This is a genomic window from Pseudomonas sp. B7 (assembly GCF_016735645.1).
GTDB lineage: Bacteria > Pseudomonadota > Gammaproteobacteria > Pseudomonadales > Pseudomonadaceae > Aquipseudomonas > Aquipseudomonas glycinae.
On the sequence record NZ_JAERRE010000001.1, the window covers coordinates 846519 to 861654 of the forward strand.

Annotated in this window: 17 protein-coding genes; 8 read left to right on the forward strand and 9 right to left on the reverse strand. The window is 57.3% G+C overall.

Annotated elements, in window-relative coordinates; all coding sequences use genetic code 11:
- Window positions 1–34 precede the first annotated feature (34 nt).
- Both JKA62_RS03980 and JKA62_RS03985 read left to right on the forward strand, forming a co-directional pair.
- Window positions 35–289, forward strand: a complete 255-nt coding sequence (locus JKA62_RS03980; RefSeq protein WP_039765667.1) for a type II toxin-antitoxin system Phd/YefM family antitoxin — start codon at window positions 35–37, stop codon at window positions 287–289.
- Window positions 286–540 (forward strand): Txe/YoeB family addiction module toxin, encoded by a 255-nt coding sequence (locus JKA62_RS03985; protein ID WP_011335833.1) that lies wholly within the window; start codon window positions 286–288, stop codon window positions 538–540. The genes JKA62_RS03980 and JKA62_RS03985 overlap by 4 nt, the downstream gene beginning before the upstream one ends.
- Before the next feature lie 8 nt (window positions 541–548).
- Here JKA62_RS03985 and JKA62_RS03990 read toward each other — a convergent pair whose 3' ends face one another.
- Window positions 549–1721, reverse strand: coding sequence for an aspartate aminotransferase family protein (locus JKA62_RS03990; RefSeq protein ID WP_201816423.1), 1173 nt, complete (start codon window positions 1719–1721; stop codon window positions 549–551).
- Window positions 1722–1823: 102 nt separating this feature from the next.
- On the opposite strand from JKA62_RS03990, the gene JKA62_RS03995 reads away from it, so the two are divergent.
- The 6 genes from JKA62_RS03995 (at window position 1824) to JKA62_RS04020 (ending at window position 7465) form a co-directional block, all read left to right on the forward strand.
- Window positions 1824–2729: a LysR family transcriptional regulator gene (locus JKA62_RS03995; RefSeq protein ID WP_011335835.1), complete on the forward strand. Its 906-nt coding sequence runs from the start codon at window positions 1824–1826 to the stop codon at window positions 2727–2729.
- A gap of 45 nt (window positions 2730–2774) precedes the next feature.
- A complete protein-coding gene (locus JKA62_RS04000; protein WP_011335836.1) occupies window positions 2775–3179 on the forward strand; it encodes a GNAT family N-acetyltransferase in 405 nt (134 codons plus the stop codon).
- Between the two features lie 185 nt (window positions 3180–3364).
- Entirely contained in the window at window positions 3365–4846 is a 1482-nt protein-coding gene (locus JKA62_RS04005; protein ID WP_011335837.1) for an MBOAT family O-acyltransferase, read from the forward strand.
- Window positions 4847–4856: 10 nt separating this feature from the next.
- Window positions 4857–5984 carry an alginate O-acetyltransferase AlgX-related protein gene (locus JKA62_RS04010; protein WP_201816426.1) on the forward strand — a complete coding sequence of 376 codons (1128 nt, stop codon included), beginning with the start codon at window positions 4857–4859 and terminating at the stop codon, window positions 5982–5984.
- A gap of 78 nt (window positions 5985–6062) precedes the next feature.
- On the forward strand, window positions 6063–6587 hold the full coding sequence (locus tag JKA62_RS04015; protein ID WP_201816429.1) for a DUF6622 family protein: 525 nt from the start codon (window positions 6063–6065) through the stop codon (window positions 6585–6587).
- Window positions 6588–6760: 173 nt separating this feature from the next.
- Window positions 6761–7465: a hypothetical protein gene (locus JKA62_RS04020; protein ID WP_011335840.1), complete on the forward strand. Its 705-nt coding sequence runs from the start codon at window positions 6761–6763 to the stop codon at window positions 7463–7465.
- 69 nt (window positions 7466–7534) lie between these two features.
- Here JKA62_RS04020 and JKA62_RS04025 read toward each other — a convergent pair whose 3' ends face one another.
- The 8 genes from JKA62_RS04025 to JKA62_RS04060 form a co-directional block, all read right to left on the reverse strand.
- Window positions 7535–8026 carry a RidA family protein gene (locus JKA62_RS04025; RefSeq protein WP_011335841.1) on the reverse strand — a complete coding sequence of 164 codons (492 nt, stop codon included), beginning with the start codon at window positions 8024–8026 and terminating at the stop codon, window positions 7535–7537.
- Window positions 8027–8256: 230 nt separating this feature from the next.
- Entirely contained in the window at window positions 8257–9144 is an 888-nt protein-coding gene (gene cyoE / locus JKA62_RS04030; protein ID WP_007956716.1) for a heme o synthase, read from the reverse strand.
- 10 nt (window positions 9145–9154) lie between these two features.
- Window positions 9155–9490, reverse strand: a complete 336-nt coding sequence (gene cyoD, locus JKA62_RS04035; protein ID WP_011335842.1) for a cytochrome o ubiquinol oxidase subunit IV — start codon at window positions 9488–9490, stop codon at window positions 9155–9157.
- A complete protein-coding gene (locus tag JKA62_RS04040) occupies window positions 9490–10116 on the reverse strand; it encodes a cytochrome o ubiquinol oxidase subunit III (protein WP_007956720.1) in 627 nt (208 codons plus the stop codon). The genes cyoD and JKA62_RS04040 overlap by 1 nt, the downstream gene beginning before the upstream one ends.
- 3 nt (window positions 10117–10119) lie before the next feature.
- Window positions 10120–12150, reverse strand: coding sequence for a cytochrome o ubiquinol oxidase subunit I (gene cyoB / locus JKA62_RS04045; RefSeq protein ID WP_007956721.1), 2031 nt, complete (start codon window positions 12148–12150; stop codon window positions 10120–10122).
- A 3-nt stretch (window positions 12151–12153) separates the two neighbouring features.
- Window positions 12154–13095 carry a ubiquinol oxidase subunit II gene (cyoA, locus tag JKA62_RS04050; RefSeq protein ID WP_011335843.1) on the reverse strand — a complete coding sequence of 314 codons (942 nt, stop codon included), beginning with the start codon at window positions 13093–13095 and terminating at the stop codon, window positions 12154–12156.
- Between the two features lie 824 nt (window positions 13096–13919).
- Window positions 13920–14429 (reverse strand): disulfide bond formation protein B, encoded by a 510-nt coding sequence (locus JKA62_RS04055; protein ID WP_201816442.1) that lies wholly within the window; start codon window positions 14427–14429, stop codon window positions 13920–13922.
- A 25-nt stretch (window positions 14430–14454) separates the two neighbouring features.
- On the reverse strand, window positions 14455–15015 hold the full coding sequence (locus JKA62_RS04060; protein WP_201816453.1) for an ester cyclase: 561 nt from the start codon (window positions 15013–15015) through the stop codon (window positions 14455–14457).
- Window positions 15016–15136 lie beyond the last annotated feature (121 nt).

Genomic DNA, 15136 nt, shown 5'->3' on the forward strand with positions numbered 1-15136 from the left:
CTGTACGTTCTTTGCATCAAGCGAGGACTACAACATGGACACTATCAACTACACCACAGCTCGTGCGCACTTGGCTGAAACCATGGATCGCGTGAATGAAGACTGCGCCCCGCTTCTGGTAACCCGACAAAAAGGCGAGCCTGTAGTGATGATGTCTCTGGCCGAATACAACGCGCTGGAAGAAACGGCTTATCTGCTGCGTTCTCCGGCCAATGCCGAGCGCTTGATCAAATCAATTGGCGAAATGCGCGCTGGAAAAGCCAAAGTCAGGCAACTGATTGAAGAATGAAAATCCAGTTCACGCCAACGGGCTGGGAAGACTACTTATGGTTTCAACAAAACGATAAGGCCGGTCTCAAACGAATCAATCTTCTGATCAAAGCGATCCAGCGCCAACCCTTTGAAGGCTTGGGCAAACCGGAGCCGCTCAAGCACAACATGAGCGGCTTCTGGTCACGGCGGATAACTGCCGAGCATCGCTTGGTCTATGCGATCGTAGACGGCGAAATCTGCGTCATAACTTGCAGATTTCACTACTGACCGAGGGATCAGACATGGCTCAGGGAACGGCCCACCCCTCTGACAATCATCCCCACCTCCCGCTCATCAATCGTCAGCGGCGGAAGCAACCGGATCGTCTTGCCGCGCGTGACGTTGATCAGTAGTCCATGATCCCGTGCGGCAATCAGTGTCAGGTCGCGGATCGGCTGTTTGAGTTCGATGCCGATCATCAGCCCTTGCCCGCGAATCGCCAGCACATTCGGATTGTCCGTCAGCTCTGCACGCAAGCGAGTCAGCAGGCGCTCGCCCTGGACCCTGGCATTTTCCAGCAGGCCTTGTTCCTCGATGATCTCGAGCACGGTGCAACCCACCCGACACGCCAGTGGATTGCCGCCGAAGGTGCTGCCGTGGCTGCCGGGGGTGAACAGATCCGCCGCCCGACCCCGTGCCAGGCAGGCACCGATCGGCACGCCATTACCCAGGCCCTTGGCGAGGGTCATGACGTCGGGAACGATGCCTTCGCGCTGAAACGCGAACCAGCGACCGGTGCGACCGATGCCGGTCTGAATTTCGTCGAGCATCAACAGCCAGGCGTGGCGGTTGCACAATTCACGCAGGGCCTTGAGGTAGCCGGGAGGCGCCAGTTGCACGCCGCTTTCACCCTGGATCGGCTCGACCAGAATCGCCACGATCCGCTGGCCATGCTTGCGCTGCACTTGCTCCAGCGCCTCAAGATCGCCGAACGGCACCTTGACAAAATCCCCGGGCAACTCATTGAAACCCAGGCGCACCGCCGGGCCATCGCTGGCGGACAAGGTGCCAAGGGTACGGCCATGAAACGCGTTGGCCATCACCACCACCAGCGGCTGCTCGATGCCTTTGTGCCAGCCGTACAGACGCGCCAGTTTCAGCGCGGTTTCATTGGCCTCGGCACCGGAGTTGTTGAAGAACGCCCGCTCCATCCCCGCCAGCTGCGTCAGCTTCCGCGCCAGCGACTGTTGCCAGTCGATGCTGTAGAGGTTGGAGGTGTGCAGCAGCAATCCCGCCTGCTCGCTGATCGCCGACACGATGCGTGGGTGCGAGTGGCCGACATTGGTCACCGCCACGCCCGCCACCGCGTCCAGATACTCGCGGCCCGACTGATCCCAGAGTCGGGTGCCCAGGCCTTTGATGAAGCTCAAGTCCAGCGGTTGATAGGTGTTCATCAGGGCGGCGGTCATGTCGGCAAACTCCAGCGAGGTGAGAGGTGCTGGCAGTATGGTTATCCACCTGAACTGGATAAACTCGGCAAAACTTCAATCATTTAAAAGCCGGGCTTGATAATGGATCTGTTCCAGTCGATGAGCGTGTACGTCAAGGTTGTGGAGTCCGGCAGCATGACGGCGGCCGCGCTGCAGTGCGAAATGTCCACGACCATGGTGGGCAATCACCTGCGGGCGCTGGAGCAACGGCTCGGCGTGCAACTGTTGCAACGCACCACCCGCCGCCAGCGGCTGACCGAGTTCGGCAGCGTTTACTACCAGCGCTGTCTGGAAGTACTTGGCCTGGTCGCCGACTCCGAACGCCTCGCCGAGCAGACGCTGGATGAACCGCGCGGCATCCTGCGGGTGACCGCGCCGCTGACCTTTGGTGTCGAACGCCTGGCCCCGGCACTCAGTGAGTTTTCCCTGCAATGTCCGCAGGTCAAACTCGACGTGATCCTGACCAACCGCCGTCCGGATCTGCTGGAAAGCGGTCTCGACGTGGCCTTCCGACTGGGCCACTTCGACCAGTCCAACCTGATCGCCCGCCCCCTGATCGACTACACCCTGACGGTCTGCGCCTCCCCGGAGTACGTGGCCCGACGCGGCATGCCGCTCACCCCTGAGGAACTGCGTCAGCACGATTGCCTGTCCTTCGCCTACCCCGCTGGCGATGACTGGCAATCGGTGGAAAAACAGTGGCGCCTCAGCGGCCCGGACGGCGAAATCATGGTCGACGTCAAAGGTCCGATGCTGATCAACAGCTCCGCCGGTCTGCATCAGGCTGCACGCACCGGTATGGGCATCGTGATGCTGCCGGATGCGCTGGTGGAACAGGACCTGCGCGATGGCAGGCTGGTCGTCGTGATGCCTGACTACCAGCCGCCGAACCGCCCGATGCATCTGCTCTATGCGCCGGATCGCTATCGGCTGCCTAAACTGCGTCGCTTCGTCGAGTTCGCCCTGCAGATGTGGGGCAGACCGTAAGCAACGCGACTACTGTTGGAAATACACCAGGGACGGGATCAAGGAATGAACAAAGACATTTCAATACGCGACCTCCTGCCCACGGAAGTGGAGGCGGCAAGGCAGTTTCTTGAGCGGCACGGCTGGGCTCATCGCACCGGTACCGCCGAACATTTCGCACAGCTTGTTCAGAACTCTCAGCGCACCGCCGTGGCACTGAGCGGCCAGCAAATTGTCGGTTTCGCCCGTGGCATCACCGATGGTTTGTCCAACGGTTACCTGTCGATGGTGGTGGTCGACGGGCAACATCGGCGCGCGGGCATCGGGCGGGCGCTGGTCGAACATGTGATGGGGGATAACAGCGACATTACCTGGGTTTTGCGTGCCGGGCGCGAAGGTGCGGAGGCGTTTTTTGCCAGCCTGGGGTTTGAAACGTCGGTGATCGCGATGGAGCGTTTACGGCTGAAATAGCCTGCACAATCGACGCTTAAACACTGATCGTTCATTGCGCTTGTTCAATTATTCAACAACCTTGAATGCCATTTCCGAGATGTCCGTAGGAACCGTCTCGACCTGCATTTTCGGCATTCGCACACTCATCGAGCCTGAATACAATCCGCCGACTTCTGAAAGCGCGGACGCATTCAAGGCCCCTCATGACCTTCAGCTCACCCAAGTTCTTCCTGATCTACCTGCCCATTGTCTTTTTTGTGTACTTCTTCCTGAATCGTCAGCGGCTGGTCACAGCTGGAAAAGTCTGGCTTGTCATTGCCAGTCTGATTTTCTATGGGCGCTGGAGCGTCGCTTACATTCCCTTGCTCATGTTCTCCATCGGCTTCAACTTCATAGTCGGAAAAGCCCTCGCCGCCCCCGACAACACCCTGCCGTCAGGCCTGTCGAAAAGGGCCATTCTGGGCATTGGAATAGTCACTGACCTGGCCTTGCTCGGGTATTTCAAATACACCAATTTCCTGGTCAACAACATCAACTCGGTGCTCGGAACCGAGTTGTTTTTCTACCAGGTCATTTTGCCTCTGGGCATCAGCTTCTACACGTTTACGCAAATCGCCTTTCTGGTGGACTGCTACAAGAACCTCGCGAAAGAGTACAGCTTCGTCAACTATGCGCTGTTCGTAACGTTCTTCCCTCACCTGATCGCCGGGCCGATTCTTCACCATAAAGAAATGATGAGTCAGTTCCAGTCACGCTGGACGCTCGTCATTCGCCACAGAAACGTGGTCATGGGCCTGTTCATTTTCAGCATCGGTCTGTTCAAGAAAGTGATGATTGCCGACACCTTTGCCATTTGGGCGGATGCCGGATTCGCTCAGGGTGTCAGTCATGATTTTTTCAGCGCGTGGACGACCAGTCTTTCCTACACCTTTCAGCTCTACTTCGACTTCAGCGGTTACTGCGACATGGCAATAGGCGCCGCGTTGCTGTTCAACATATGGCTGCCGCTGAACTTCAACTCACCTTACAAGGCGCTGGACATCCAGGACTTCTGGCGGCGCTGGCACATGACGTTGAGCCGTTATCTTCGCGACTACCTATACGTACCGCTGGGCGGTAACCGGTGCGGCCGGCAGCGCTTGTATTTCAATCTGATGGTGACTTTCGTTCTCGGCGGGCTCTGGCATGGTGCGAGCTGGATGTTCATCATCTGGGGGGCATTGCATGGCGGCGCCATTGTCATGCACCGGATCTGGAAACAAGTGGGCCTGTCGCTGCCCGACCCTGTCGGATGGTTCGTCACGTTCATGTTCGTGAACATCACATGGGTGTTTTTCAGAGCCGATTCCGTTGACGACGCACTGCGCATATTGCACGGGATGATTGATTTCGACTCTATCGATCAGCTCTCCGTAAACACCGTCCCGACTGCCAACCTTGCCTGGGGAGGGACGCTATCCGATCGCTTGCTCGAGACCCTTCCCACAGGCCTGACAGCCAATCTTGCTCCGACATTGATGATTGCCGTCGCGCTGTTGATCATCCGCTGTAAAAACGCTTTCGAACTCACCGCTCACACTGATTTTGGCAAGGCGAAGACGCTCGCCATGTCCACGCTGTTTTGTCTTTCGCTGTACGCCAGCGTGCAAAGCAAAAGCCCCGTTTTCCTCTACTTCAACTTCTAGGGGCTCGCCTGTGAAAAGACAGTTATATGCGGCACTCACCCTGACTGCATTGATCATGTGCACTGTTCCGACCGTCAATCTGTACCAGGTGTTTACGACACAGAGCGACGTGAAATGGTGGAAGGCCAAGGTGCTGTACAACATGGACCTGTTTCATGGACTCATCAGCAAACTGATCTATCCCATGGGGATATCGATTCATCCGGGCAAGGTCATCATCGGAAAGGAAGGCTGGCTGTTTCTCGGCGATGAATATGCCGACAAGATTTCTGTAAAACGCGCAGGTGTTGACCAGAAAGAAACGCAAATCATCGAAAGCGTCGCCCGATCCATGGAGTCCTGGGATCAGCGGCTAAGCAGCAAAGGCGTAACTGCCTTTCGCATTGTCATAGGCCCGGACAAAGACTCCGTATATCCGGAATACCTTCCGGAATGGTCGTCACACACAAGCCCCAGACCAACCGACGTGCTACTGCGCCACGCCCGGGGCAATATTTATGTCGACCCCACAAAGGCGGTGGTACAAGCCAAACTACAGTTCGCTCATCCGCTCTACTACCAGACCGACACGCACTGGAACAACGCCGGAGCCTGGATAGCCTTCGATGAATTACGCAAGAGCCTGGATAAAACCCAGGCTCGGCTGACCTGGCCACAGGCCCGGGAACCCCTGACCCTGACCACTCACAAGCGCGCTGGCGGCGACCTCGCGCACTTTCTACGGATCCAGGAGTCGCTGAGCGACAATGAAGTCCTACTCAACTTCCCCGACGAGTACTCGCTGCCGGTCGAACACCATGACTTCAACTCCGGTGAAATGACCTTCTCCGGTCAGAACATCGGTATCGCATCCCCGGCGTCGCCCCTTCTGGTCAGTTCCCCGCAAGCCTTGAACTCGAAAAAAGTGCTTTGGCTACGTGATTCGTTTGGCACAGCCATGACTCCCTTGATGACCGCGACCTTCACCGAGACGCTGCATGTGTATTACTTGCTGCTCAAACCCGAAGCACTTGTCGCCCTCGTTGAACGGTTTCAACCGGACTATGTGTTCATCACCAGTGTCGAGCGCGATATTCGCGGTGATTTTTTCCAGTCGGGCCCTCCCGTCACCCACGTCGATGCAGCCGTGATCAACTAGCCCAACAGGCAGATGCGTTTGCCTTGAACTCGGCAACGGCTATGCTCGTCTCTCTCTTTCCAGCATGGATGCTGCGCAATGCTCACGATTCTGCAAAACACCCCGATACGGGTTTACCTGATTTTTCTCCTGCTGGTTTATTTCGGCATCAAGGCGTTCTCTCCCCGCCGAGAGAGCCGTGCCTCGATGCTGATAACACCCCCGGCGTTTCTGGCGTGGTCGCTGTATTCCCTGAACCTGTCGATCAACCCGGTCTTGTTTTTCAGCACCTGGCTCGCCGCGCTGTTGCTGGGCGGTCTCTCGGCATGGCTGGTGTTCTCTCGGCGGGGCGTGGTGCTCGACGACTCTGCGACAGGGCTGATCATGCCGGGCACGGTAAAAATCCTGATCATGTACCTGATGTTCTTTTCCGCGAACTACTACTTCGGTTACCAGCATGACGTGAATCCGGAGCGTTCCGCGTCCCCGGACATGCTGCTGCTCAAGTCCGGCATTGCGGGTTTCATGTGCGGCCTGATCAGCACCCGTTCTCTGAAGCTCTACTGGACGTTGCGTGGCCTGACGTCCCGGCGACTACCCGAGAACGCTGTCGCCAATGAATGAGACAAGGCACGCGCGGTGTCTGGTTGCTCATCACAAATCATCCGGATAAATAATCGGCACCACCGGCCCCTTGTTCCGTGACAACGCCGTCGCGCTCCCCTAAATTAGTCGGCCTGAAAAAGCCCCCAGCGCTTTCTCGTCTCATCTCAAGTTAAAAAAGTAGTGAAATTTCAATGTCCGATTTCAACACCGCTGAATCCGTAGTCACTCTGTCGTCCAAAGCGGAATACGAAAACTCCATCAATCTTTCACAACACATCCCACAGGCGAAGATCATCAGCGAGATGGTGCTGGACGCGTTCCAGTCGAGCCGCGAGAGCGATCAGATCCGCGAACTGCGCGCCGCGATCCGTCAGGCCCACGACCGCTTCGATGACGACCAGGCTTACGAGCTGATGGGCGAACTCAAGCGTCTGAAGGACGCCGAGGCTGCCGACATCGCCGCCCTCGAAGACCTCAGCAGCAAGTTCCCGATCAGCCGCATCCTGTCCAGCTTCAAGGACGATCCGGCGTTCCAGGAAATCGTCTATGGCCTGGCACTCAAGGTGCTGAACCAGACCCATCAAGCGATCAGCAACCCGAGCGGCGGCAAGAGCAAGACCGCACGCGCCAAGAAAGACGTCGAAGTGTTCAGCATCAGCAAGGACGGCATCAGCGTGACCCTCCCAATGCGCACACCGCGTTCGCGCCTGAGCGTGGATCGCGAGGCGCTGGAGTTCCTCGGCTTCACCTTCGTCGGTGAAGGCGACGAAGCAGAAATCGAAGGCGAAACCTTCGTCGACAACGCCGGCACCGAGCACGCAATCAACCGCAAGAACATCATCACCGCGCTGCAACAGCAGACCGCGTTTGATGGCTACAGCATCGCCGCCCAGTAATACCGGCGCTGACGAAAAAGCCCCGCTCTGACATTCAGGCGGGGCTTTTTGTTGTGCGGCTTTCAGCGATTACGCCGAAGGATGCACTGCGGCGATCATATCGACTTCGATGGCTGCGTTTTTCGGCAACTGATAGACGCCGACGGTGGTGCGGGTGTGTCGCCCGACATCGCCCAACACATAACTGAATACATCCGATGCGCCGTTGGCGACTTCGCTGAGGTCAACGAAATCCGGCGTGGACTTCACGTACACCGTGACCCGCAACAACGACCTGACCTTGTCCAGCGAACCGACTGCATCGACGATAAAGGCCAGACAGCGCATCGCGCTGATGCTTGCCGCCGCCTGCGCATCCTTGAGCGTCAACTCCTGCCCCACTCGCCCAGGATACTGAATCTTGCCCTCGGTGCGCGGCACCATGCCGCTGATGTAGATTTCATCGCGATGACGGATCAATGGCGCGTAATTGCCACCCACCGTGTTCTCACCGTTGATGTCGTAATTCAGCTCTTTTGCCAGGGCAATGAAGCGCTCGTCGCAGGTCATCCTCTCAGTCATTTCGCCCAGCCTCTTGATCGATGCATGTAGTTGGATCCGAATCTAGGGCTTTTGCCTATCGACCGCAACCTGTCGATTTCTAGCTAGTCGTTTCGAGGGAATGGCTGATTACCCCACCCTTTTGGGAGAGAGTCTGTTAACGACAAAGGACGTCGTTTCTCCATCATCCGAGCAACAAAAAACCCCGCTCATCTCTCGATGAACGGGGTTTCTCGTACAACGTTCGAACCTTACGGCGCGTACGTCAGCAGCAGCTCGGTCGGCACCTTGAAGTCCAGAGACATCATGACGCTCAACGCGGTGATGGTGAAGATCGAGAAGACGAACAGCTTGCGTGCCCAGACCGTGTCATCCACCGCCTTGTAGCCGGTCCAGGCCATGTACAGCCAGTACATGCCCATGGCCGCGGCGACGGCGAGGTAGCTCATGCCGGCGTAACCGCTGAAGGTCAGCATCAAGGTCGCCACGAGGAAGGCCAGGATGTAGATCAGGATGTGCTTCTTGGCCACCTGGATTCCGCGCTTCACTGGCAGCACCGGAATCGATGCGGCCAGGTAATCGTTGAAGCGGAAGATCGCGATGGCGTAGGAATGCGGCATCTGCCACAGACTGAACATCACCAGCAGGGTCAGCGCGGCCATGTCGAAGCTATTGGTCACGGCCACGTAACCGATCACCGGCGGCATGGCGCCCGACAGACTGCCCACCAGCGTGCCGTGAACCGACTTGCGCTTGAGGTACAGGCTGTAGAAGCCGACGTAGATGATGAAGCCGATCACGGCGAACAATGCGGCCAACGGGTTGGCCACCTTGTACAGCAACGCAACGCCGGCGACACCCAGGACGGTTGCATAGACCAGGGCCAGTTTCAGGGAGATCAAGCCCTGGACCAGCACCCGGTTCTTGGTGCGTTCCATCTTCAGGTCGATGTCGCGGTCGATGCAGTTGTTGAACACGCAACCGGAGGCCACAACCAGGGAAGTGCCGATCATGGCTGCCAGAAACACGGCCAGATCGACATGCCCTTTCGAGGCCAGGAAGAACCCGCCTGCCACAGAAAGCACGTTACCGAAAATGATCCCCGGTTTGGTGATTTGGATAAAGTGCTTGAGCGACATCGGGTTTACCTCACTTCGCCATCATGTAGGTGTGGATGCTGAACATGATCCACAGCGACAGACCGACCAGCAGCACGATCACGATGGCCGTAAAGACGAACGCAATCACGTTGTTACGTTGAGCGATGGAACGATCCAGGTGCAGGAAGTAATACAGGTGAACGATCACCTGGATCACCGCGAACAGCAGGACGATTGCCAGCGTCGTCGACTTCGGCAGGGTCGGGTACATCACCAGGCCGAACGGGATGACGGTCAGGATTACCGACAGGATGAAGCCGATGGCGTACGACTTTACGCTGCCGTGGCCAGCATCATGGCTGTCATGGGAGTGTGCATTAGCCATTACAGGGTCCCCATCAGGTAAACAACGGTGAATACGCAGATCCACACCACGTCCAGGAAGTGCCAGAACAGGCTCAGGCAGCTCAGACGGGTCTTGTTGGTCGCCGTCAGGCCGTGCTTGTTGACCTGGTACATCATGATGCCCATCCAGATCAGACCGGCGGACACGTGCAGACCGTGGGTACCGACCAGCGTGAAGAACGCCGACAGGAAGCCCGAACGGCTAGGACCGAAGCCCTCGGAGATCAGCAGGTGGAACTCGTTGATCTCCATGGCGATGAAGCCTGCGCCGAGCAGGAAGGTCATGAACAACCAGCCCAGAACCTGCTGCTTTTTACCCTTGTACAACGCCAGCATGGCGAAGCCGTAGGTGATCGAACTGAACAACAGCAGAGCGGTTTCGCCCAGCACGTATGGCAGTTCGAAGATGTCGTGGCCCGACGGGCCACCGGCGACGTTGTTTACCAGTACCGCGTACACCGCGAAGATCGACGCAAACAGAATGCAGTCGGTCATCAGGTAGAGCCAGAAACCGTATACGGTCATCTCGCCCGAGTCGTGGTGATGGTCATCGTGCCCATGGTCATGACCATGGGCGTGTCCAGCATTGGTCACTAAGTTCGACATTGTTTAAGCCTGTTCCAACTTGGTTTCAACACGGGTTGCGGAAGCAGGGATCTTCCCGGCCGCTACCAGACGCTTGTGCTGCTCGGCTTCGATGCGCTCGATTGTTTCAACCGGCACCATGTAGCCCTGATCGTCACGTGCTGCGTGGATCACGAAGTAGATGACAGTGCCGGCCAGGCTGGCGATCGCCAACCACCAGATGTGCCAGATCATCGCGAAACCGAACACGGTCAGCAGTGCGCCCATCACCACGCCAGTGGCGGTGTTGTTCGGCATGTGGATCGGTTCGTACTTGGCTGGTGCCTTGTACGCGGTACCGTTTTCCTTGGCCTCGGTGAACGGATCGATGCAGTCTGCTTTTGGCAGTACAGCGAAGTTGTAGAACGGAGGTGGCGACGAGGTCGACCATTCCAGGGTATGGGCATTCCACGGGTCACCGTGTTCGCACATGTTTTCCGGCTTGTTGCGGTCACGCACCGACACGTACAGCTGGATCAGCTGGCAGGCGATACCCACAGCGATCATCACCGCACCGAACATGGCAACGTACAGGTACGGTACCCACTCAGGGTTGGTGGTGGCGTTCAGACGACGGGTCATGCCCATGAAGCCCAGAGCGTAGAGCGGCATGAACGCGACGAAGAAGCCCGAGATCCAGAACCAGAACGCTGCTTTACCCCAGCCTTCGTGCAGCTTGAAGCCGAACGCTTTCGGGAAGTAGAAGCCGAAACCTGCGATGTAGCCGAATACCGCGCCGCCGATGATCACGTTGTGGAAGTGAGCGATCACGAACAGGCTGTTGTGCAGAACGAAGTCAGCACCCGGGATGGCCAGCAGTACGCCGGTCATGCCGCCGATGGCGAAGGTCACCATGAAGCCCAGGGTCCACAGAACCTGGCTGGTGAAGCGCAGACGGCCCTGGTAGATGGTGAACAGCCAGTTGAACAGTTTCACACCCGTCGGGATGGAAATCAGCATCGTCGCCAGACCGAAGAAGGCGTTGACGCTGGCACCCGAACCCATGGTGAAGAAGTGGTGCAGCCAAACCATGAAGCCCAGTACCGAGATCGCGCCCGAGGCGTAGATCATCGAGTGGTGGCCGAACAGTTTCTTGCCGGTGAAGGCCGAGATGACTTCCGAGAAAATGCCGAATGCCGGCAGGATCAGGATGTAAACCTCAGGGTGGCCCCATGCCCAGAACAGGTTGACGTACATCATTGGATTGCCACCAAGTTCATTGGTGAAAATGTGGAAATCCATGTAACGGTCAAGGGTCAGCAGTGCCAGGGTAGCGGTCAGGATCGGGAACGAAGCCACGATCAGAACGTTTGCCCAGGTGCAGGTCCAGGTGAAGATCGGCATGTCCATCAGTTTCATGCCAGGGGTACGCATTTTCAGCACGGTCGCGAGGAAGTTGACCCCGGTTAACGTTGTACCCAGACCCGATAGCTGTAGCGCCCAGATGTAGTAGTCCATCCCCACGCCAGGGCTGTATTGCAGACCCGACAGCGGTGGATAGGCAACCCAGCCGGTCTTGGCGAATTCGCCGACGCCCAGGGACAGGTTGATCAGCACGACGCCGGACACCAGCAGCCAGAAGCTCAGGGAGTTCAGGAACGGGAACGCAACGTCACGTGCGCCGATCTGCAGCGGCACTGCAAGGTTCATCAGGCCGGTGAAGAATGGCATCGCCATGAAGATGATCATGATCACACCGTGAGCGGTGAAGATCTGGTCATAGTGTTCAGGTGGCAGATAGCCAGGCGAACCCTCGGTGGCCATGGCCAGCTGGGTACGCATCATGATGGCGTCGGCAAAACCGCGCAGCAGCATGACCATGGCGACGATGATGTACATCACGCCGATTTTCTTGTGGTCGACCGACGTCAGCCACTCGGTCCACAGGTAAGTCCACTTCTTGAAGTAGGTGATTGCAGCGAACAACGCCAGACCACCGAGCGCGATCATCGAGATGGTGACCATCACGATCGGCTCGTGGAAAGGGATCGCTTCCCAACTTAATTTACCAAACATCGTTTACTCCTCTGCCCCGGCAGCTGAATGCGAATTCGAGTCCATATCCGTTGCCGCCACTTCTTTCTCTTTCTTCTCGTGCTTCAGCGGCTTGCCTGGTTTCATGCCTTCGTACTTGTCGACGATGGTCTGGAACAGGTTCGGCGTGACCGAGGAGTAGAGCTCGACTGGATTGTTCTGGCTTGGCTTGGCAAGGGCTGCGTATTCAGCGGCTTCAAGCTGTTTAGGTGCCTTTTTGACTTCACTTACCCAGGCGTCGAAATCTTCCTGAGAAGTTGCGATCGCTTTGAATTTCATACCGGTGAAACCAGCGCCGCTGTAGTTGGCGGAGATACCGTCCATTTCAGCGTTGCGGTCAGCGATCAGGTGCAGCTTGGTGGTCATGCCCGCCATCGCATAGATCTGGCCGCCCAGGCCCGGGATGAAGAACGAGTTCATCACCGCGTCCGAAGTGATCCGGAAATTAACTGGCGTGTGCGCCGGGAACACGATCTTGTTGACCGTGGCAATGCCTTGTTCCGGGTAGATGAACAGCCACTTCCAGTCCAGCGCGACCACTTCGATAGTCACTGGCTTGACGTCGGATTCGATCGGACGATACGGATCCAGCGAGTGGGTCGACTTGTAGGTGATGTAACCCAGGGCAATGATGATCAGGACCGGGATGGTCCAGACGGCCACTTCGATCTTGGTCGAGTGCGACCATTTCGGGGTGTAGACGGCGTTCTTGTTCGAGGCGCGGTACTTCCAGGCGAACAGGAAGGTCATGACGATGACCGGCACAACAACCAACAGCATCAGCAGCGTGGCGGTGATGATCAGGTTGCGCTGTTCCAGGCCGACCTGGCCCGTTGGATTGAGCAAGGTCATGTTGCAGCCTCCCAGCAACAACGTGCCGAGCAGCGGCACTAGGCCTAGTAATCTGGGGTACCTGTTTTTACTCATCTCACGACCTCTAAAGCAGCTTGCGCAATGCAGTTGGGTTTTGATCGCCAACACTTCACCCTGCCAAGGGTTGGCATTTTCTTTGGATTGAATAAGGGCTGCCCGTCGCGCGTCAGACGCTCGACAAAACCTGGGACAGCGGTCAGTTCTTATTCGAATTCGTGGTCAAAGGCCTTGTCACAGACCAATTCCATTTGGTGCGGAAAGTTGGAAGGCACCGACACCTGGGTGTCTCGCAAGCCTCTCGGCCGCTCGACACCCGACTTCCTGCTCGCCTCCTTAATAAAGGCTGAACAGTGCCGGGAATTCAGTGCGGGCGATTGTAGATAGGTAGCGCCCTATACACCATGTCTTATCCCGAAATAATTTTTATCGCTCAGAGCAACAATCCATCACCGTTTTTGCAAAAGTTCCGTATGTTATCGAAATCGATTCTCAACAAAAACACCAAAAAATGTAGGTCTATCGGCCTCAGTTCAGACAGCTCCGAGGGCTTTTTCCCACGGCGCAATCCGCGCAAAGCCCGATATGCCAAGGCTTTTGGCCATCTGCCAGCGTCTGTTAAAACTGCCTGATCCGGCACACGCGTGCAAAAACCGAAAAACGCTGAAACAGACCAATCCTTTTTTGTAACAGCACTCCAATCCGGGCCTGTGAAACGAGCTGCGACCCGGCCTGTGTGACAACATGTCGCACACCTGTCGCACCCTTCCTTGCCGTTCGTCACGGTGTTTTCACACAGACCCTGAAATGCAAAACGCCTCGATTCGCGTCACCGCAAATCGAGGCGTTTGTTTTATCGGCGCACGCGCCGAAAAGTTGATTCAGCGCAACGCTTTTCGGTTACGCGAGATCAGCAGCGGCACCAGGATCACCACCAGCACGAAGGCCACGAGTGCCCATTGCGCCAGCGACAGACCGAGGATCGGCGGGTACGGCGTCGAGCAGAAACCGTCGACCTGGAAGCCCAGCGGGAAGATCTTCGCCAGCGGCAGGTCATCGACGATCGGCTGCAACACATCGATGCCGCAGCTCACCGCCGGATAGAACTGGGTGTACACGTGATGCCCGGCGACACCAGCGCCGGCGATGGCGCAAATCACCACCAGCACCTCGAACACGGTGATGCTGCGCCGGGTGCGCATGGCCGCGCCGATGAACGCGAACAGCGCGATCAGCAGCAACGCATAACGCTGCAGGATGCACAGCGGGCACGGCGCCTCGCCCAGCACGATCTGCATGTACAGCGCGCCGCCGATCAGTGCCAGGCAGATGATGCCCAGCAACACCAGATAGCGCCGCTCACGTCCCAATCGAATCGTTTCCTCGCTCATCGCGTTTCCCTTTCATGTCCATGGTTCAGCTGGCCGGCGGCTGCGCTTGCAGTTGCGCCATCAGACTGATGTTGTCTTCGATATGCCAATTGGCCGCGATGCGACCGTTGTCGATCTGATAGATATCGGTTGCCCGGAAGTCTACACGCTGGCCCTGCCCTTTGAGAGCCTTGAACGTGCCGGTGAAATGCCCGCGAAAGTGCAGATGCACCACCACGTGATCCCCGGCAACGATCATTTGCTCGATCTCGCATCTCAAGTCCGGCACCGCCGTGCGAAAGAACTTCGACGCCAGCAGCGGCCCGGTCGGCCCCTGCACCCGGCCTTCCGGCGGGGTCTTGTCGACGAACTGCGGCGACAGGGCAGCGGTGGCCAACGCCTCTTCGCCCGTGTTCCAGAAACTGCCGTAACGCCGCGCCGCCAGTTCCATTGCATCTCGCTGCGCCTTGGGCAGGCTCTGATCGACGATCAGGGTCTGGGGTTCGATCAAGGCGGATTCGGCGAACGCGAACGGACTGGACAGCAAGGCAACCGACAGGCCCAAAGTGGCCAGGCTGAAACGACGGGAAGAGGCGAAGTGCGACATGGGGGCGATCCTGATCATGTAAACGAACGAGCGCCTATCATCAGCATCGGGGAATAAACGATAAACCGGTTAAGAAACGATTAACCTTTAAACAGAATTTAAGAATCAAGTTAGCGATGCC

Coding starts and splice junctions, on each gene's coding strand:
- JKA62_RS03980 (WP_039765667.1), top strand. CDS start 35: ATGGACACTATCAACTACACCACAGCTCGTGCGCACTTGGCTGAAACC.
- JKA62_RS03985 (WP_011335833.1), top strand. CDS start 286: ATGAAAATCCAGTTCACGCCAACGGGCTGGGAAGACTACTTATGGTTT.
- JKA62_RS03990 (WP_201816423.1), bottom strand. CDS start 1,721: ATGACCGCCGCCCTGATGAACACCTATCAACCGCTGGACTTGAGCTTC.
- JKA62_RS03995 (WP_011335835.1), top strand. CDS start 1,824: ATGGATCTGTTCCAGTCGATGAGCGTGTACGTCAAGGTTGTGGAGTCC.
- JKA62_RS04000 (WP_011335836.1), top strand. CDS start 2,775: ATGAACAAAGACATTTCAATACGCGACCTCCTGCCCACGGAAGTGGAG.
- JKA62_RS04005 (WP_011335837.1), top strand. CDS start 3,365: ATGACCTTCAGCTCACCCAAGTTCTTCCTGATCTACCTGCCCATTGTC.
- JKA62_RS04015 (WP_201816429.1), top strand. CDS start 6,063: ATGCTCACGATTCTGCAAAACACCCCGATACGGGTTTACCTGATTTTT.
- JKA62_RS04020 (WP_011335840.1), top strand. CDS start 6,761: ATGTCCGATTTCAACACCGCTGAATCCGTAGTCACTCTGTCGTCCAAA.
- JKA62_RS04025 (WP_011335841.1), bottom strand. CDS start 8,026: ATGACTGAGAGGATGACCTGCGACGAGCGCTTCATTGCCCTGGCAAAA.
- cyoE (WP_007956716.1), bottom strand. CDS start 9,144: ATGTCGCTCAAGCACTTTATCCAAATCACCAAACCGGGGATCATTTTC.
- cyoD (WP_011335842.1), bottom strand. CDS start 9,490: ATGGCTAATGCACACTCCCATGACAGCCATGATGCTGGCCACGGCAGC.
- JKA62_RS04040 (WP_007956720.1), bottom strand. CDS start 10,116: ATGTCGAACTTAGTGACCAATGCTGGACACGCCCATGGTCATGACCAT.
- cyoB (WP_007956721.1), bottom strand. CDS start 12,150: ATGTTTGGTAAATTAAGTTGGGAAGCGATCCCTTTCCACGAGCCGATC.
- cyoA (WP_011335843.1), bottom strand. CDS start 13,095: ATGAGTAAAAACAGGTACCCCAGATTACTAGGCCTAGTGCCGCTGCTC.
- JKA62_RS04055 (WP_201816442.1), bottom strand. CDS start 14,429: ATGAGCGAGGAAACGATTCGATTGGGACGTGAGCGGCGCTATCTGGTG.
- JKA62_RS04060 (WP_201816453.1), bottom strand. CDS start 15,015: ATGTCGCACTTCGCCTCTTCCCGTCGTTTCAGCCTGGCCACTTTGGGC.